This window comes from Metabacillus sp. KH_069, assembly GCF_057838075.1.
This window is the reverse complement of the sequence record NZ_CM174460.1, coordinates 494,404-512,351: the sequence shown is the minus strand read 5'-3', so window position 1 is coordinate 512,351 and position 17,948 is coordinate 494,404. Positions and strand designations below refer to the sequence as shown.

At 41.7% G+C, this 17,948-nt stretch carries 17 protein-coding genes; 4 read left to right on the top strand and 13 right to left on the bottom strand.

Going from position 1 to position 17,948, the window contains the following annotated elements; genetic code table 11:
* Window positions 1-649: 649 nt before the first annotated feature.
* The 6 genes from AC3ISE_RS02695 to AC3ISE_RS02670 all read right to left on the bottom strand — a co-directional run bounded on the left by AC3ISE_RS02695 (window position 650) and on the right by AC3ISE_RS02670 (window position 5,614).
* On the bottom strand, window positions 650-1,957 hold the full coding sequence (locus AC3ISE_RS02695) for a protoglobin domain-containing protein (protein ID WP_489222948.1): 1,308 nt from the start codon (window positions 1,955-1,957) through the stop codon (window positions 650-652).
* A gap of 169 nt (window positions 1,958-2,126) precedes the next feature.
* The gene (locus AC3ISE_RS02690) at window positions 2,127-2,759 is read right to left on the bottom strand and encodes a response regulator transcription factor (RefSeq protein WP_191556551.1); all 633 of its coding nucleotides are present in this window, start codon (window positions 2,757-2,759) and stop codon (window positions 2,127-2,129) included.
* Window positions 2,752-3,792, bottom strand: coding sequence for a sensor histidine kinase (locus tag AC3ISE_RS02685; protein ID WP_489222947.1), 1,041 nt, complete (start codon window positions 3,790-3,792; stop codon window positions 2,752-2,754). Before AC3ISE_RS02685 ends, AC3ISE_RS02690 begins: the two co-directional genes overlap by 8 nt.
* Window positions 3,789-4,520 (bottom strand): cell wall-active antibiotics response protein LiaF, encoded by a 732-nt coding sequence (gene liaF, locus AC3ISE_RS02680; protein ID WP_489222946.1) that lies wholly within the window; start codon window positions 4,518-4,520, stop codon window positions 3,789-3,791. Before liaF ends, AC3ISE_RS02685 begins: the two co-directional genes overlap by 4 nt.
* 77 nt (window positions 4,521-4,597) lie before the next feature.
* Complete coding sequence (locus AC3ISE_RS02675) at window positions 4,598-5,242, bottom strand: PspA/IM30 family protein (protein ID WP_309193784.1); 645 nt, start codon at window positions 5,240-5,242, stop codon at window positions 4,598-4,600.
* A 21-nt stretch (window positions 5,243-5,263) separates the two neighbouring features.
* Window positions 5,264-5,614 carry a lmo0954 family membrane protein gene (locus AC3ISE_RS02670; protein WP_489222945.1) on the bottom strand — a complete coding sequence of 117 codons (351 nt, stop codon included), beginning with the start codon at window positions 5,612-5,614 and terminating at the stop codon, window positions 5,264-5,266.
* Window positions 5,615-5,852: 238 nt separating this feature from the next.
* Between AC3ISE_RS02670 and AC3ISE_RS02665 the strand changes: the two genes are divergently transcribed.
* The 4 genes from AC3ISE_RS02665 (at window position 5,853) to AC3ISE_RS02650 (ending at window position 8,974) form a co-directional block, all read left to right on the top strand.
* Window positions 5,853-6,053, top strand: coding sequence for a DUF3311 domain-containing protein (locus AC3ISE_RS02665; RefSeq protein WP_070879644.1), 201 nt, complete (start codon window positions 5,853-5,855; stop codon window positions 6,051-6,053).
* Complete coding sequence (locus AC3ISE_RS02660; protein WP_489222944.1) at window positions 6,053-7,540, top strand: sodium:solute symporter family protein; 1,488 nt, start codon at window positions 6,053-6,055, stop codon at window positions 7,538-7,540. Before AC3ISE_RS02665 ends, AC3ISE_RS02660 begins: the two co-directional genes overlap by 1 nt.
* A 433-nt stretch (window positions 7,541-7,973) precedes the next feature.
* Complete coding sequence (locus tag AC3ISE_RS02655) at window positions 7,974-8,753, top strand: SDR family oxidoreductase (RefSeq protein WP_489222943.1); 780 nt, start codon at window positions 7,974-7,976, stop codon at window positions 8,751-8,753.
* A gap of 98 nt (window positions 8,754-8,851) precedes the next feature.
* Window positions 8,852-8,974: a hypothetical protein gene (locus AC3ISE_RS02650; protein WP_489222942.1), complete on the top strand. Its 123-nt coding sequence runs from the start codon at window positions 8,852-8,854 to the stop codon at window positions 8,972-8,974.
* Between the two features lie 373 nt (window positions 8,975-9,347).
* Here the strand turns inward: AC3ISE_RS02650 and AC3ISE_RS02645 are convergent, their stop codons facing one another.
* From AC3ISE_RS02645 to AC3ISE_RS02615, 7 genes are all read right to left on the bottom strand, one after another.
* Window positions 9,348-11,252 carry an ABC-F family ATP-binding cassette domain-containing protein gene (locus AC3ISE_RS02645; RefSeq protein ID WP_489222941.1) on the bottom strand — a complete coding sequence of 635 codons (1,905 nt, stop codon included), beginning with the start codon at window positions 11,250-11,252 and terminating at the stop codon, window positions 9,348-9,350.
* Between the two features lie 80 nt (window positions 11,253-11,332).
* On the bottom strand, window positions 11,333-12,763 hold the full coding sequence (locus AC3ISE_RS02640) for an SLC13 family permease (protein WP_489224243.1): 1,431 nt from the start codon (window positions 12,761-12,763) through the stop codon (window positions 11,333-11,335).
* Window positions 12,764-12,918: 155 nt separating this feature from the next.
* Window positions 12,919-13,302: a VOC family protein gene (locus AC3ISE_RS02635; protein ID WP_489222940.1), complete on the bottom strand. Its 384-nt coding sequence runs from the start codon at window positions 13,300-13,302 to the stop codon at window positions 12,919-12,921.
* An 18-nt stretch (window positions 13,303-13,320) separates the two neighbouring features.
* Entirely contained in the window at window positions 13,321-13,935 is a 615-nt protein-coding gene (locus tag AC3ISE_RS02630) for a flavodoxin family protein (protein ID WP_489222939.1), read from the bottom strand.
* A gap of 107 nt (window positions 13,936-14,042) precedes the next feature.
* On the bottom strand, window positions 14,043-15,185 hold the full coding sequence (locus AC3ISE_RS02625) for an endonuclease (protein ID WP_489224242.1): 1,143 nt from the start codon (window positions 15,183-15,185) through the stop codon (window positions 14,043-14,045).
* Between the two features lie 240 nt (window positions 15,186-15,425).
* Window positions 15,426-15,578, bottom strand: coding sequence for a hypothetical protein (locus AC3ISE_RS02620; protein ID WP_489222938.1), 153 nt, complete (start codon window positions 15,576-15,578; stop codon window positions 15,426-15,428).
* Between the two features lie 72 nt (window positions 15,579-15,650).
* Window positions 15,651-17,921, bottom strand: a complete 2,271-nt coding sequence (locus tag AC3ISE_RS02615; protein ID WP_489222937.1) for an ATP-dependent DNA helicase — start codon at window positions 17,919-17,921, stop codon at window positions 15,651-15,653.
* Between the last annotated feature and the right edge of the window lie 27 nt (window positions 17,922-17,948).

Sequence of the window (17,948 nt, the reverse complement as noted above, 5' to 3'; positions counted from 1 at the left end):
TTAAGCGCATATTAACGTGGAGTTAAGAATTTGTTTTGTGTGATTTGTTGTTGTTTTTATTTGTTTTCAACTAATAAAGAGTATGCTGACTTATTGAACAGCCCTTCTTTTGGGACATTGCTCAATCAAAAGTGGCAGCTCTACCGGAACTGACGCCACTACTTATTTTCATAGAAAAGAGACTGGCACGTAACGATAATCTCCTGAATGAAAGCCGAACATTGAATAGTGCGAAAACCATTAAAAGAATGGGCTATTTTCGCATAAATTGTTGTTTTTCATGATAAATAATGTCCGTTCCTTTCCGCTCCAGGAACTTCCTTTCCGCGGGGAGCATGGGAGCCTCCTCGGCGTTGCCTGTGGGGTCTCCCACTTTGCTCTATTTCCCGCAGGAGTCAAGTTCCTTCCGCTGCAATCCACTTAAGGTTTCTATCATTTAGTCCTGTAGCAACAAGATTTATGAAAAGAGCCAAAGAAAAAAATCCGAACTAAAACGAAATTCAAGTTGGAATTTCACATATTAGTTCGGATTTTTCTTTAGCTGAAAACCTTTTGTCCCAGCCTCTTTATTTTAGGGACTTATCGAACAGCCACTTTTCGTTTTTAAACAAACAAAAAGACCTGCATATAAAAATGCAGGCTTCCAAAATTACATCTTACTTTCCGCTTTTTGAAGAAGAACATTTGCCAGGTTCGACAGGCTCTCTGTTGTTTTATTGATTTCCTGAATGGAATCAACAATAGCGTCCAGATCGACTGTGTTTCTGCTGAACATCTCCATGTAATTCTCCATCTCCATCTTTACTGTGACAAGACCGCTCCGTACTTGCTGGATTTGGGATTGAGACGTTTGAGTGGACTCATTCATTGAGCTCATGATGGTGACGATTGTATCCATATGCTTATTGCTGTTAGAGATTAAAGAGTTGATTTCATTGCTTGTTCTTTTGGAATCCTCTGCAAGCTTTCTGACTTCGCTTGCTACAACGGCGAATCCTTTTCCGTGATCGCCTGCGCGTGCCGCTTCGATGGAAGCATTTAATGCCAGCAGGTTTGTCTGGTCAGCAATTCCTTCAATTTCTTTTGTCATTCTTGTTATTTTGTCCGAAATGCCTTTGAGGTCTCCAATTCCCTCAAGTGAGCTTTCCACTTTTGCAATAACCTCTCCAAACGCCGAAACCATTTCGTCCATTTGCTCTTCGTTTTTGTTCGTCAAATTCAGAAGGTTTTTGCTGCTTTTTTGAGTGGATTGAATTTCTTCCCTGATTTGTTCAGCCTTTGAGCTTGTCTCGTTCATAGTAGAATCCGTAAGCTGAACAGATGCTGCCATCTCCTGGCTGATAGAAGAAAGCTCCCTTTGCAGGTCTACATTTTCTTCATTCAGCTCATTCAGCTCATTCATTCTTTTTTGCATATATTGATCCACAACAAGCTGTGAATCGAGATTTATAGCATGAGTGATTGCAAGCAGTGCCACAGAGAGTTTTTGCGGCTCAGTTTGAAGCACTTGAACGACCTTTGGAATCAGCAGAGTACTGATTGCTGAATAGGTTGCCAAAAACCATGTAACAGGTAAATGCGCTCTATTATGCGTGCCTCCGATGCGGTTTCTCATCTCAAAGAACCGTTCATCCATTTCACCGCTCAGCAGGCTTTTAAAATAATCAACAAACACAGCTTTTAAACGCGCTCTTGTGGAGTGATCCCCCGCAATCCTGCTTAGCACAGGCTGCCTGTATAGGTGATTCAGCACTGTTTCAAGGAGTTCATCGAGGAGAGGCATGACAACAGGCTTCAGTTCCTTTAATGTTTCGAGCTGTTCATTGGTATAACCCATGTAAGCAAGCCTTGAAGTCAATTCTTTATCTTCAACAACTACCATATGTTTATCTTCAGGAAATCCCATGACAGGATTGAATGTTTCTGCCGGTTGTTTTTTTGAGAAAAGTGTCAGCATCTGAGTACCCCTTATTTTCAATTAGTGAAATAACGTTCCATTTATAAAAACGGCATTCTATTCCTACTATCGGCAGAAAAAAATAAAACTAAAGTCCCGAAAACAATAAAAAAAGCGCAAATCTTCTGCGATCTGCACTTTGTTCTCATCTTATGTACCCCTGCAACCTTTATTGAACAAGGGAATGTTTAAATGCATAAATGACTGCTTGTGTGCGGTCCTGCACGTCAAGCTTGCTTAAGATATTGCTGACATGTGTTTTCACTGTTTTTAATGCGATAAATAATTCATCGGCAATTTCCTGATTTGTTTTTCCTTCTGCAACGAGGAGCAAAATTTCCATTTCCCGTGCCGTCAGTTCGTCATGAGGGTGGTGAACAGGTTTTTGACGCATTTTCATCATCATTTTCCCGGTGACCTCCGGTTCAAGAACAGATTGCCCGTGGAATGTATTCCGGACTGCATTTGCGATCTCGCTTGCTTTGGATGTTTTCAGCATATAGCTTGTTGCACCTGCTTCAAGTGCAGGATACACTTTTTCATCATCCAGAAAGCTTGTGACAATAATGATTTTCGCTTCAGGCCATTTCTCAATGATTTGTCTCGTTGCTTCAATCCCGTCCATTCCTTCCATGACAAGATCCATTAAGATAATATCAGGACGAAGCCGGAGAGCAAGTTCGATTGCTTTAAAACCGTTATCGGCTTCACCCACTACTTCAATGTCACTTTGAGCGGCTAAATAGGAGGAAACACCGATCCGCACCATTTCATGATCATCTACAAATAAAACTTTAATCATTATTCTCACCCCTTACAACTGGTATTTTCACTTCAAGCTTCGTTCCTTTTCCGGGGAAACTCACAATTTTCATCGTGCCTCCAAGGAGGGCTGCTCTCTCGTGCATATTCTGCAGGCCATAGCTTCCTGTTTTGGCAGCATCTACTTTAAATCCTGCGCCGTCATCCATCACTCTAAGCAAAATCAAATCATCCCGTTCAATAAAAAGCACTTCAAGTGTGTCTGCTTTTGAGTGGCGAAGTGTATTTGAAACACATTCCTGCAGGATGCGGAAAAGGTGATCTTCTATTCCTTTATCAAGCTTCATTTCTTCCATTTTCCATGAAATCTCCATAGGAACCTTCTGCTGCAGCTCTTCTAAGAGTTCCCGCATTCCTTCATTGAGCGTTTTCCCCTTGAGGGCTGCCGGTCTGAGATGCAGGAGCAGAGCCCTCATTTCAAGCTGAGATTGATGAATCATCTGCTCAACCATACTTAATTGTTTATTCTCAGCCTCGCTGCGATGATCTGCTGTTTCATTAACGGCTGACATCATCATAGAGGCGGCAAAAAGCTGCTGACTGACTGAATCATGAAGCTCCCTTGCAAGCCGGTTGCGCTCTTCGGAAACAATTTTCTGTATGCGCTTCTCCTGTTCTTCTGCTTTTTCATTTGCGAGCTGTTGAGAAAGCTTTGTTTGCTCTGTCATATGCTTTTGAAGATTGCGCAGATGCTGCCAGAGCTTTTCAAATTCTCCTGACTTTCGGTTAAAAGCGGCATCTGTGAACTTTCCCTGCTCCAGCTGTGAAAGTCCATCTGACAGCTGAACAATATCGCTTCGCAAAAATATACCTGAGAGCAGTCCAAGAAACATGCCTATCAGCAGACTGACTGCAGGAACGAAATAGATAAAAGGAAGATCAAACATTTCGCTTTGCCATAAGATGCTCCAGTCATTCAGCGGAAACAAGGCAAAAAAACTGACAGATAAGAAGACGAGAACAGAAAAAGAAATGGCTGCACCTAAAGCCATTTGGCGAAAAATGCTGCTCATATCCTTTTCACCTCTAAATCACCGACAATCGAAGATGTCACCACTTTTACCTTTTGCACGGCATCCTCGTAGCCTTTTGTCTGATACGAAACCACTTGATTAAAGACCTTTGGCTCTCGGTATCCGAAGATGGATACAGCTCCGGCCCATGAAGAATGCTGAACCGCTGCATCAAGCTCATATGGAAGAAGGATTTTCACATTTCCGATAACATTCCGGATCACAATGATGCATTCTTCCTTCGGCAAAACGGTATTGCTGAGATCAATAATGGTGTCTCCGATTCCGCTTTGGATATTAATATCGTTCCATTCATAGATTTCTTCAGCAGAAGTCTGCTGACCAAAAACATTGTTGCTGAATAATGGCTTCTTATAAAGGACATCTTCCTTTTTCAGTAAAATCGACTCTTTTATTTCAGGTGTAATAACCGCAGGTGTTTTCTTAGATTGACGGTATTGAAACAATAAATAAATGGCGATTGCGAAAATCAGAAATTTGACTGCCCATAAATTCATGACTGTGATAACCAAACTGATTAAGCCAAACCAAAAGAGAAGTTTTCCCGTTTTTCTGGCAAGGCGTTTTTTCCCAAGATAGATGCAGATCGATGAGAAAATCAGAAAAAAGATAAGCCCACCATGATCAAACAGGACTTCAAGCATTAACAGAACGATTCCAATGAGCAATATATACGTCATCATATCAGCGTTCGCTTTTTTGAGCATATGGGCTTACCTCCTTGCGTTCTGAATTTGTTTTAAAAAGGCGCAGAAATCTACGCCTTCTTTAGAATACCATGTTTTTATTGTGCAATAGAATCTTCTTTTTTAAGTTCTTTTTCAAGCTGTGCAATTCTTCCATCAATTGTATTGCGGTGATAGCCTGTGTTGACCTGGTGCTCTAAGCGGTCAAGATAGTTTTCCATCTCGTCAAAGCGTCCATAGGAACCGGCTGAATAGCTGCTGCTGTCTAATACTTTGTTCATGCGGTGAGAGGCCCGGGCTGTATTTTCACGGCCCATCAGTTCCATGCGCTTGATATACATGTCCTTTAGTTTATGCTTCATTTCTTCATACTTGCGTTCAAGATCTTCTAATTGACGGGTTACTTCTTTGAGGGACTCGTTCAGTCTTACTGTCCGCTCCTGATATTGGTCATGTTCTCTCACTGCAAATTCGTGCAGTTCTGTTTCGCCGGCCTGTGCTGCAATTTCTGCCTGGCGCTTGCGTTTTTCAGTAAGGTGCTCTGCCTCCTTATATTCGCGGGTGAATTCTTCTTTTAATAAATACTGTCTTTCCACTAGCTTGCGGACCTTATCTGTTTCCTGCTCACATTCTCTTAAGTACTGATTCAGCATAGCGATTGGATTCTTCTGTTCTTTTTGATCCAGTATTTCGTGAAAATCTGCAGTGATTGTTTCCTTGATTCTTGTAAATAGATTACTCATTTATTTCCTCTCCTCTTTCTGTTATTGGTTTTTTTTCATTTCTGCCCATTGTCTTTCAAAATTAGTGAATGGGTCGTTTGATTCTTTAAACGATGACTTTTCTTTGTTGTTCCACTTTTTATAGACAACATATAGGATGTAAGCTGCGACTGCGCCAAGTACGGCTGGAAGATTCGATGCCGATGCACATAAGGCAATGATGCCGGCGATTGCCCAGAAAACTTTCATTCCAGTTGAATCCGTCTTCATGAATCCTTTATACGAGTAATAGAGGATAACAAGACTGATGGCCAGCGCAAGCATTGGGGCCAAATTTGCAAGCAGGACTATGGCTGCAATACCCCCTGCGATCAATAAACCGAATTTTTTCATTTTCTGTTCCTCCTTTCTATATCTCTATCCTACCTTCCCTGCCATTTTCCCATAACGAGCCTGAGCTTTATTTTGAACTAAGACCTGAGGCGTAGCAGGCCATGAGACCACAATTATCCTTACTATCTCGTCTAATATATTAAATTTTTACATAATTTTAAAAATTCCCTCTTGTCCAATACTTATTTCCTTGTTATCATAATGAACATTCAACTATGAAATTACAGGAGGCATTTTTGTGAAAAAACAATATTTGATTGGAATCCTTATTTTTATCCCATTTTTACAGATTATCTTGCTTCCTTTTGTAAACAGGATTGATCCGATCATACTCGGGCTGCCGTTCCTGCACTTCTGGCTTTTCCTGTGGATCGCCCTGACTCCTTTATGCACGTGGGGAATCTTTAGAATTCAAAAGAAACAGGGAGGTCTTGAATAATGCAGCAAGGAAATGTTACAGCACTCAGTATTACAATTTTCATCATTTTAACGGTAGTTTTAATCGGTTTTTTAGCCGGACGTGATAAAGCTTCAAGAAGCTCTGTTGAAGAGTGGTCGGTTGGCGGCAGAAAATTTGGAGGACTGCTCGTCTGGTTTTTAGTAGGTGCCGATCTATACACCGCTTATACATTTCTAGGTTTAACCAGTACAGCATTTCAGGCCGGAAGCATTGCCTTTTTCGCTATTCCTTATTCTGTTCTGGCATACTTTATCGCTTATTTTTTTCTTCCAAAGCTTTGGAAGGTGGCAAAAGAATTTCAGCTGACAACACTTGCCGATTATGCACGCGAGCGCTTTGACAGCAAGCTTCTTTCATCGTTAATTGCCATCGTCGGCGTACTTATGCTGATTCCTTATATTGATTTACAGCTAAGCGGCATTATGGATACTTTACGTGTTGCAGGAACTGGTTATATCAATGTAACAGTGGTTGTGATTACCTCTTTTTTCTTAGTTGCACTGTACACATTTTTCAGCGGGATCAAAGGTCCAACATACACAGCCATTATTAAAGATGTTCTTGTATGGGCGATCATGCTTTTCATGGTTGCATCTCTTCCTATCATTCACTTCGGGGGATGGACACCGATGATTGATAAAGTCGTGACAGAGGCGCCTCAGCTTTTAACGATTCCTGAATCAGGACCAAAAGGATTAATGTGGTTCTCAAGTGCGGCGATTGTTTCTTCTCTTGCCCTGTTCATGTGGGCTCATGCTGCTACAGGTGTATTTACAGCAAAAAGTGCAGATGCCATTCGCAAGAATTCAATCTTTTTGCCTTTATATAATGTTGTTTTAATCCTTGTCATCTTCTTGGGATTCATTGCATTCCTTGTTCTTCCCGGAGATACGGATCCGCGTTTTGCACTGCTGACGCTGATTCAGACATCCTATGGCGGGATTGCGCAGGGCCTTGCCTATTCAACCATTGCCCTTGCTTCTCTCATTCCGTGTTCCATTATGGCTATTGGCGCATCGAATTTATTCGCTAATAATATCTATAGAGATTTAATCAATCCTAATGTAAAGCCTGCAAAACTTACACTAATTACAAGAAGTATGGTATTTTTGGTCATCGGTTTAGCCTTAATCTTCGGATTATTATTTCCGACAGCTCTTGTATCACTGCAGCTGCTTGGTGTTTCCGGGATGGTTCAGATCTTCCCTGCAATCGTACTCAGCCTCTTCTGGCAAAAGCAGACGAAGGAAGCAACCATTATCGGTCTGCTTGTTGGATTAGCAGTAACATTCACAGTATATGGTACAGGCCTATCGTTTGGAGTTTATGAAGGCTTCTGGGGATTATCAGCCAACTTCCTGACACTATTCATCTTAAATCCAATTTTTTCAGCAAAAACAAACCATGTTTTCAACTACCTTTTTCTTAAGAAAAATGATCATGAAGCTATAAGAAAAGGCGCTTAACAGAAAGGGATTGTCCAATAAGTCACTAAAATGAAGCAGGCAGGAAATAGAAATGTTATTTCCTTCCTGTTTTTTCTGTATGCTCTTTTTATAAACTTTTTTGTTATTAGACTCCATGTTACAAACTTTAAGTGGATTGCAGCGGAAGGAACTTGACTCCTGCGGGAATTAGAGGGAAATGGGAGACCCCGCAGGCAGGCCGAGGAGGCTCCCACCCTCCCCGCGGAAAGCAAGTTCCTGGAGCGGAAAGGAACGGGCAACTTTTATAATCGAAAACAATATTTATGCGAAAATAGACTTTCTGGAGAGCCCCTTTCTTTAAAGCTTATTTCTTCTTTTAAAGTAGTGGTTTCCTTCTTTTCCAATAAGGGGATAATAAGATAAAAGTGCACTATTTTCTTACTACCACTAAAATTAGGAGGCTGTCCCCACTATGAATCTATCTGGAAAAGTTGCAATAGTTACCGGCGCAAGCTCCGGCATTGGAGAAGCTGCCGCAATAAAACTTGCTGAACAGGGAGCAAAAATCGCTCTTTTAGACATAAAAGAAGAGAATGCCAAAAAAGTGAAATCGGCAATCGAAGCCAAAAACGGCGAAGCCATCATAATTGAATGCGATGTCTCCGACGCAGAACGAATGGAAAGCAGCTATAAAAAAGTCTTCAGCACTTGGGGACAAATCGATATTGTGTTTGCTAACGCGGGGATCAACGGCAGATGGACCCCTATTGAGGACCTTTCTCCCGAGGACTGGGATCAAACAATCAACACGAATTTAAGAAGCACCTTTTTGAGTGTCAAATATGCGATTCCCTATATGAAGGAAAAGGGCGGAAGCATCATCATCACAAGTTCTATTAATGGCAACCGCTTATACCGCGGATTTGGCCGCTCAGCCTACAGCACGTCAAAAGTAGGGCAGGTCGGATTCGGAAAAATGGCAGCCCTTGAGCTTGCAGGATATAAAATCCGGGTCAATATGATCTGTCCTGGAGCCATTGAAACGAACATCGACAGCAATACCTTTGCTGAAGAAGAAAACATCGAAAAGGTTGAGATTCCGGTCGAGTTTCCAGAGGGTGAACAGCCTTTAGAAAAGAAAGCCGGCTCTCCTGAGCAAGTAGCCGATCTCGTTTATTTCCTTGCCTCCGATTTATCAAGTCATATCACTGGAACAGAAGTCTATATTGATGGAGCAGAATCATTGCTTTAACCTGCAGCACCTTCTATTAAGAAGGTGTTTTTTTTCGGATAAAATAGCCTCATTTGGCGGAAAATAAACCTCTAATCTGTACAAAAGGAGGGTTTGTCTTGACTAACAAAAACGATAATCGCGAATCCAAAAACAAATACCCAAACAACAAGAAGCAGGATGCTGAATTCTCTAAAGAGATCAACATCCGAAGTGAAGAAACGAAAAAAGATATGAAATAAGAAAAGCGGAACCGACTGCTTAGCTCCGACAGACAGATAAGGCTCCGACAGAAAAGGCGCTTTTTGCCTTTGCTGGCGGAGCCGTTCTGGCCGAGGAGTTAGGAGGTGGAGCTAGACACCATGAAAAGCGGAACCGACTGCTTAGCGCAGGCAGACAGATAAGGCTCCGACAGACAGATAAGGATCAGCCAGTGAAGGCGCTTTTTGCCAATGCTTGCTGATCCGTTCCGGCCGAGGAGTTGGTCGGTGGAGCTAGACACCACGAAAAGCGGAACCGACTGGTCAGAACCAATGAGCAAAACTTTACACTTTCAGATCTCTCAAGAAAGCAAACAGCCCGGAAAGAAATTCTTTCCGGGCTGTTTAAATCCACTTATTGCTGCTTAGCATTTTCTATTTCTTCAACCATGAGCGAAAGTTCTTCCCAGCGCTCCATTGTTGCTTCAAGCTCAGCATCTATTGCCTGCTGCTGCTCCATGAGCTGCTGAATTTTGCCGTAATCACTGCCGCTTGAAGCGATTTGACCTTCAAGCTCTTCTCTTTTTTCTTCCAGTTCTGCAATCTTATCTTCAATAACATCCCATTCCTGCTGCTCTTTAAAGGAGAGTTTTTTTCTCTGTTTTGGAGCTGAAGCTACCTCATGAAGTTTAGGAGCAGGGGCCGCACTTTCAGCCTCTTTCATTATTTTCTTTGCATCCATAAAGTCAGAGTAGCTGCCTTGAAAACGGCTGACTGCTCCGCTGCCTTCAAACACAAGAAGATGATCCACTACACGGTCAAGAAAATAGCGGTCATGGGATACGGTGACGACAACACCCGGAAATTGATCAAGATAATCTTCAAGGACGCTTAGGGTTTGTGTGTCTAAGTCATTTGTAGGCTCATCCAGGAACAGAACGTTTGGCTCTTGCATTAGTACCTTAAGCAAATACAATCGGCGGCGTTCACCGCCTGATAGCTTGCGGATATATGTCCACTGCATCGATCTCGGGAACATGAAGCGTTCAAGCATTTGCTCGGCTGTGATCGTTTGATGATCGACTGTCTGCACAACCTCCGCGACTTCTTTGATATATTCGACAACACGCAAATCTTCATCCATCGCTTCATGATCCTGAGTATAATAGCCGATTTTAACGGTTTCTCCAATTTCAACGTTTCCGCTGTCAGGCTGAATGCGTCCCGCTATAATATTCAATAACGTCGACTTCCCGCTTCCATTAGGTCCGATAATTCCAAGTCTCTCTCCCGGAACAACGAGATAATTTACATTTGTCATTAAAGTGCGGTCCTGAAAAGCTTTTGAAACATTTTCAAGTTCAATGACTTTTTTCCCTAGTCTTGTTGACCCGATGGCAAAATCCACGCTCTGTTTTGCTGCCGGTCCTTCCTGATCCTGAAGGTCTTCCACACGTCCGATGCGTGCTTTTTGTTTCGTTGTACGGGCCTTAGCACCCCTTCTAAGCCAGGCAAGCTCTCTTCGCAGCAGATTTTGGCGTTTGCTTTCAGACTGCTCGGCATTAAACTCGCGCTCTGCCTTTTTCTCCAAAAATACTTCGTAGTTCCCCTCATACACATACAGCTTGCCATACTCTAATTCGAAAATTTGGTTTGTTACCCGGTTAAGAAAATAACGGTCATGTGTCACCAGCAATATGGAGCCTTTATATTGCGCTAAAAAAGATTCCAGCCATTCGATTGTTTCATTATCCAGATGGTTTGTAGGCTCATCCAGAATCAGCAGATCTGCCGGCTGAATCAAAGCTTTTGCAATGGCCACCCGTTTCTTTTGGCCCCCGGATAAAAGCCTGACTGGTTTTGAAAAATCGGAAATACCGAGACGGGTCAGAACCGTTTTCGCAACCGTACTTGCTTCCCACGCATCATTTTCGTCCATTTTTTGCTGCATAGAAAGAAGCTTGGACTGTTTTTTTTCATTAGCCGGATCTGCTTCCAACTCAGAAAGGGCAAGCTCATAATCCCGCATTGCCCTCATGATGAGCGAGTCTCCGTAATAGATTTGCTCAAGGACAGTCAATTCTTCCTCAAGCTCTGGCTGCTGAGGAAGGTATTCAATATGAAACGAATTCGCATGAATCATTTTACCTTCTTCAACTGTCTCAAGCCCTGAAAGATATTTCAAAAGGGTTGATTTCCCTGTTCCGTTTGTCCCGATTAAGCCAATTCTCTGCCTTTCAGCAATTGAAAAGGAAATATGGTCAAACAGTGTTTTTTCACCGTATGTTTTATATAAATTCTCTACAGAAAGAATGCTCATTTACTTATCCGCCCTTATACAATATTTCATTATATTGTACAGCAGTTAGATGCAGAAAAACTAGCATAACATCTTTTTCCTTAATTTATGATAACTGGGAGCCAGAAATAAACGCCTAACACAATAATAAGGATGCAGACAATGTTCATCCAGAAACCGGCACGCACCATGTCAGAGATCTTCAGGACATCTGCACCAAATACCGCTGCATTGGGCGGTGTTGAGATAGGCAGCATAAATGCACATGAAGACGCCAGTGCAGCTACAGCCATTAAACCGTAAGGCTGAACACCGATTGCAAGGCCAAGACCGACTGTGATCGGAATAATCATGTTGGAAACCGCTGTATTAGACATGATTTCCGTCATAAATAAGATTGCTGCTGTTAAGATAATGATAATCAGCAAATATGGAAAAGCTTCAAGAAGATTTAATTTGCTTCCAATCCATTCTGTCAGCTTGGATGCAGAAAAACCTTCCGCAAGCGACAGCCCTCCGCCAAATAATAAGAGCAATCCCCAAGGCAGCTGCTTCATGTCATTCCACTCAAGGAGCCTTTCTCCTTTTTTGCTAGGAATCAAGAAAAGAAGCAGTGCTCCAAAAATGGCAATTGCAGTATCCGAGACAGCGAACGGCAAAATAAACTTAAACATCCATAAGAAAGCGGTTACTAAAAATACCATTCCTACCCACTTCTCCTCTGTACTCATGGAGCCAAGCGCCTTTAAGTCCTTTTTAATAAAATCTGTTTCCTTGCCGTTTTCAAATTCCACTTTAAATTGCATCTTAGTCAGATAGAAATAAAGAATCACAAGCAAAATGACCGTGATTGGAAATCCAAATAAGAACCACTCAAAAAACATAATTTCCCGGTCGAGCATTTCCCGCGACATGGCAGCAAAGACTGCATTGGGAACAGATCCCACAAGTGTCGCAAGCCCTCCTATAGAAGCGGCATACGCAACAGATAATAGAATGGATTTACTGAATTGGTGAAAGGATTCTCCTTTTAATATTTCCTTTGCTTTTACTTCTTTTATCAAGGCAAGCGCAACAGGAAGCATCATTAAGGCAGTTGCTGCGTTTGAGATCCACATGGAAAGAAAGGATGTTGCTAAAATCATCCCAAGAACGATTCTATGACTCTCTGTCCCAATGATTTTTAAGATATAAAGAGCAATCCGCTTATGTAAGTTCCATTTTTCAATTGCTATGGCGATAATAAATCCGCCCATGTACATAAAGACAGTTGGATTCCCGTAGGCTTTTGCAGCCGAATCAATATCAAGCCCGCCCATGATAGGCAAAAGAATCAGCGGCATTAACGATGCAGCCGGAATCGGGATTGCTTCGGTAATCCACCAGATGGCAATCCATGCAGTAACAGCGAGAACAGCTCGCGGAGCATGTGAAAGCTCTGCTTCAGGTATTAGGAAAAATAAGAGTAAAAAACTGATCGGCCCAAGAAACAAACCTATTAACTTGGGTGTTGTATACACTTTTGCTTTCATCATTTCTTCTCCACCTCCACCATCCAATTTCTACAGGAACCTACAAATACCTTTATTTATTTCCAAGGAAATGTCGAATTGAGGGGAGACTAACGCACAAGCTGGACCAATCTCCTAAATAAAAAAAGAGAGGACATAAACTCCCTCTCTCAGTCTTACTTTTGTTCTACATTCAGCTCAATTAAATTTCCGTCCGGGTCATTGAAGTATATTTGATCAAAACCGCTCACTCCGTTTACATCTTCACGATATTCTATATGATGCTCAATAAGCCACTCTAAAGCTTCTTTATAATTACCGATCCTGAGGGCAAGATGACCTTCTCTGGAATTCAAGGTATGCTGCTTTCTCAGCGTTTGCGAATCTTCATCCACAATAAGATGAATCTGCTGTGAGCCGATTTCGTACCAGGCACCGTCAGAATCAAAAGGAGGTCTTTCCATTTCTTTTAAACATAATATATTTTCATAAAAATGCTTTGCCATCTCAAGATTGGTTACAGAAAGACTTACATGCTGAATAGATTGATTAAGAATCATCACACACACTCCAATAGTTTATAGTGTATTTCCTGCAGCAGGAATTGGATGCTCGGCAAGCAGCCTCGCCAAATGGACTAAATTTAAGCTCATCGTTCTCGTATTCTTGATCGTAAACGCGTTTTCTTTTCCCGCTTCCATGTAGGAAGGACCTGGACCTGCTTCTCCAACCCAATAGACATCTGCATTAGGCGGGATAAGAAATCCGATGTGCTGCATTCCGTATAAAATCGAACGGGCTGCTTCCTTCGCGCCATCTTCGTTGCCTGTTACAGCCACGCCTCCTACCTTATTATAATAAATAGACTGTCCTTTTGCATTCGTTTCACTGCTTGATGCATAAAGCCTTTCCATAACAAGAGAAGCAATGCTGCTCTTTTCTCCAAGCCAAAGCGGAGTGCCAATCACAACGATATCAGCTTCGGCTATTTTCTTCATAATCAGCGGCCAGTCATCCCCTCGTCCCATATCTTCTGCCATTCCAAATGCAATATTGTAGTCCGATATGCGCAATTCTTCCGTTTGGACATGTTCATTTACCATGTGTTTTTGAGATTGTCTCATTAAGGATTCTGTGTTGGAAGGTTCGTTTCCCTTTTTTAATGAACAATTTAAGTAGAGAGCTTTCAGCATGATCCAGTCTCCTTTTCGATTCATTTATAGTAATCTATTTGCCTTTTTCTTATTCCATCAAACATTAAAAGCCTCCCGCTGCTGCTTGGGAGGCTTGAAGGTATTTCTCAGTTCCAGATGGCATCCGCCCATTCAGGATGATCAATGAATGGATTCCGGTTATATTGATAGTCTTTGTAGATGATGTCGTTTCTTCTTCTTTCCCGTACATCAACCGGATCTTGTCTGTGCCATTCTAGCAAAACAGACATTTTCCCATGCAGCGGGGCTGTTCCGTTATTCACATTATTGTTCAGTTCTAGATCCACCTCGCCGCTGTCTCCTTCATAACGGACAGCCATGTAAAATAACATCCTGGCCACATCGCCTTTAACCGCATCTCTCGGCTCCCAGGAATCAGAGTCATAGTGGTTTCCTAAAGCTTCGGAGTGCTGTGATCCTCCGTTATCAAAATCAAGATTGCCTCTTGAACTGTTTACTGAAACATCCGTCGGTCTTAAATGATGAATATCGGTTCCCGGACCGGCACTTGTTCCAAAGTCGCCATGTGATTTTGCCCAAACGTGCTCTCTATTCCAATCATTCACATTTCCTCCGTTTGTAAGCTCGCTTTGTGATCTTCCAGTATATAGCAGGATGACGTTATTCGGATTGTTTGGGTCTTCATCTGTATTTCTGAGTGCTTCCCAGACATTGTCATAAGAAAGCTCTCTATGATCGTCTATAATATTATGAAGTTCTGTCTTTAAAGCTTCCCCTGTTTTTCCAATCGCAGACTGATAGTAGGTGTCATCATAAGGAGATGGCTCTGGATCTGTTGGATCTGTAGGTTCCGTAGGATCAGTGGTTCCAGTTTGTTTTTCCATAGCTGCCGTACCCGTTATTCCTGTGTGAGAAAAATAGGCTGCAAGTTTTCCAGTTACTTTTATTTCCGTGCCTTTTAGAGAAGGGTTCGTTTTTAATCCAAATTGTGTTCTGAAAGAGGATGGAATTTGAACATAAATCATTTTAGATGTACTTGTTTCTGATGGTGAATCCGCGAGAGCAAGTGCATAATCATTTGGATAATTGGCTGTCACAACCGTGTTCGTGGCAGTCGGCTGTCCAACAACGTACCCTTTAACCGTTTTAACAGAACCATTTTGATCAGCATTCGCCTGAGCGACTGAATACGGAGCTGTCCAGGTCCCGTCCCCGGTAGAAGCTTGGGACGGGGAGACTTGAAACATTGGAATAAAAAAACTAAGCATAAGTGCCAGTTTTACGAATAGTGCAGCATGTTTGTTTTTAAGCAAAACGGTATTCCTCCTCATTTTTCTGATTGATTACGAAAATAGAATACTATGGAAACATTAACTATTTATGATGATTTTGTAAATTTACGTCAATTTCCTGCTTTTTTGCGAAAGATGAGAGAATGAGACTAGTGCGCCCTGTATCAATAAGCACAAAAAAATACACCTCTGTCTGAAGTGCATCTTTTCCGCCTATTAGTGATTTTGATCTTTCATATGCCCAGCCTTGCGTTTGTTCTTCCGTCTTACGCCAATGACGACAAAAACCAAAACGATAAACAGCAAGGTTATTCCTACATTTAAAAATCCGCCAATAAAAAGAAAGAAGTCTTTAAAAAACTCACTCATTTATAATCACCTCTTCTCCCTTTTTACCCTCTCTGCAAATTGATAACCCCTGTACAGAGAGTTCGAAGGAACTTAATCCAAGATGACAAAGTTCTTCCATTCATACGGCAGAAGCGACTGGTACTTATCAGCTAAGAAACGGTCATCAACAAGCACAATGGTTCCGGTATCTTTTTCAGAACGGATCAGTCTGCCGCCCGCCTGAAGAACTTTGTTCATCCCCGGAAAAACATAGGCATAGTCAAATCCATTTTTACCTGACTGCTGAAAATAGGCTTTCATAATGTTTCTTTCAAACCCTATCTGAGGAAGGCCTACTCCAACAACGATGACCCCGTTTAACCGGTTGCCTATCAGGTCAACACCTTCAGAAAAGATTCCGCCCATTACGGCAAATGCTATCATTGCCGTGCTGCTGTTTTCTTGAAATGCATCTAAAAAAGCTTCTCTCTCTGCTTCCGTCATCTGAGGCTGCTGAATCATCATTTCAAAAGGCGGATTCATCTCTGTCAAAGACTCATATACTTCCTTCATATAAACGTAAGAAGGAAAAAAGATAAGGTAGTTTCCGCTTCGTTCTTCAAGCAGCTGTATAACCACTTGAGAGATTGGCTCCCTGCTTTTCTCCCTGTCATGATACCTGGTGGAAATCGGTTTAATAAAGACACCCAGGTTTTCTCTGGCAAATGGAGAGGGAATTTTCACTTGATAATCATCAGAAGTTCCTCCAAGCATGTCCATGTAAAAATGGATGGGAGAAAGTGTAGCTGAAAAATGGATACTTGAGCGAAATGGTTTTTTTATCTGTCCAAGAAGAAATGACGGATCCAGACATAGCAGTTTCATCACCGTCTCTTTTCTATCTGCTTCTGCTGTCGTCACATATCTCTCATCATAGAGCTTCGACATTTTCATGAATGTCTGAGCCTGAAAGTAGCAATCCAGAAGAAGCTGCGACGGATTCCCCATTAAAAGCTCTTTCTCCGCTTCTTTTACAAAAGGATCCAGAAGTTCCAAAAGCTCATGAGGCAAATCCTTCATCAGCATCGGCTGATTTTCAACTTGTTTCTTAAGGGCAATAAAATAATCATTTATGTTCTTCCCATGTTTAAAAATACCGCCTCGTTTAAATTCTCTTTTCAGCTGAAGAAAATCCGATTTCCTCAAGTCTGCAGAAAACATCGTTCTTCCGCGGTCAACCAGATTATGCGCTTCGTCAATCAGTAAGACCGATTTTTTCTTTTGTTCATCAAAAAAGCGTTTTAAGGAGACTCGCGGATCAAACACATAATTGTAATCACAAATCATTCCGTCTGAAGCAGATGTGAGATCTAAGGAAAATTCGAAGGGGCAAACGGTATGCTTTAAAGAATATTCCTTAATAACATCAGATGTTAAAAGGGTTTCATTTGAGAGGATATCAAGCACCGCTCCGTTAATCCTGTCATAGTAACCATTAGCAAATTCGCAGTAATCCTTTTGGCAGCGGGTCTCATCCTTTAAACAAACTTTGTCTTTTGCTGTAATTGTAACCGTATTAAAGCACAATCCCTTTGTTTCCATGTAAGAAAAGGTATCCTCTGCTGCTTTTCTTGTGATCGTCTTGGCCGTTAAGTAAAAGAGTCTGTCTAATTTGCCTTCTCCCATAGCTTTCAAAGCCGGAAAGACGGTCGAAATGGTTTTGCCGATTCCGGTTGAAGCTTGAGCAAACAAGTCCGTTTTATCGCTGATTGCTTTGTAGACAGTTCCTGCAAGCTTCCTTTGGCCCTCTCTATATCTTTCAAAAGGAAAAGACAACTCTTCAATACTTTTATCCCGTTTCTTTTGATGCCCGGCTCTTAATTCAGCATAAGGAGAATAGATTTTTACCAATTCCTTCATGAAAGAATCAAGATCTGCAGACGAAAACGTGTTCCTGAACCTGACTTGTTCACCAGACTGTACACTCACATAAGTCAGCTGCACCCCGATTTGATCAAGTTCTCTTTCTTTTAAAACAACATATGCGTAGCATTTCGCCTGAGCCCAGTGAACGGGATGTGAATCCTCTTTTAATAAAGAAAGATCACCGGCAGTTGATTTTATTTCATCAATATATGGCATATCTTCAGATAACAGCAGACCGTCACATCTCCCATCAATTAGAAAAGAAAGATGATTATGCAAGATGACAGTCTGTAAAAAGACTTCTTTTTGATCCGCTTCCCCGTAGGTTTTCTGAATCGCCTGATGTGCTTTTGTTCCTTCTTGCATCGTTGCTGAAGTCCTGAATCTTGAATCTATGCTTCCAGCTCTGAAAACATATTCTACTAGTGCTCTGACTGATATATGCACTTCGTTCATTCCGCATCACCTATTATTAGTTTATCA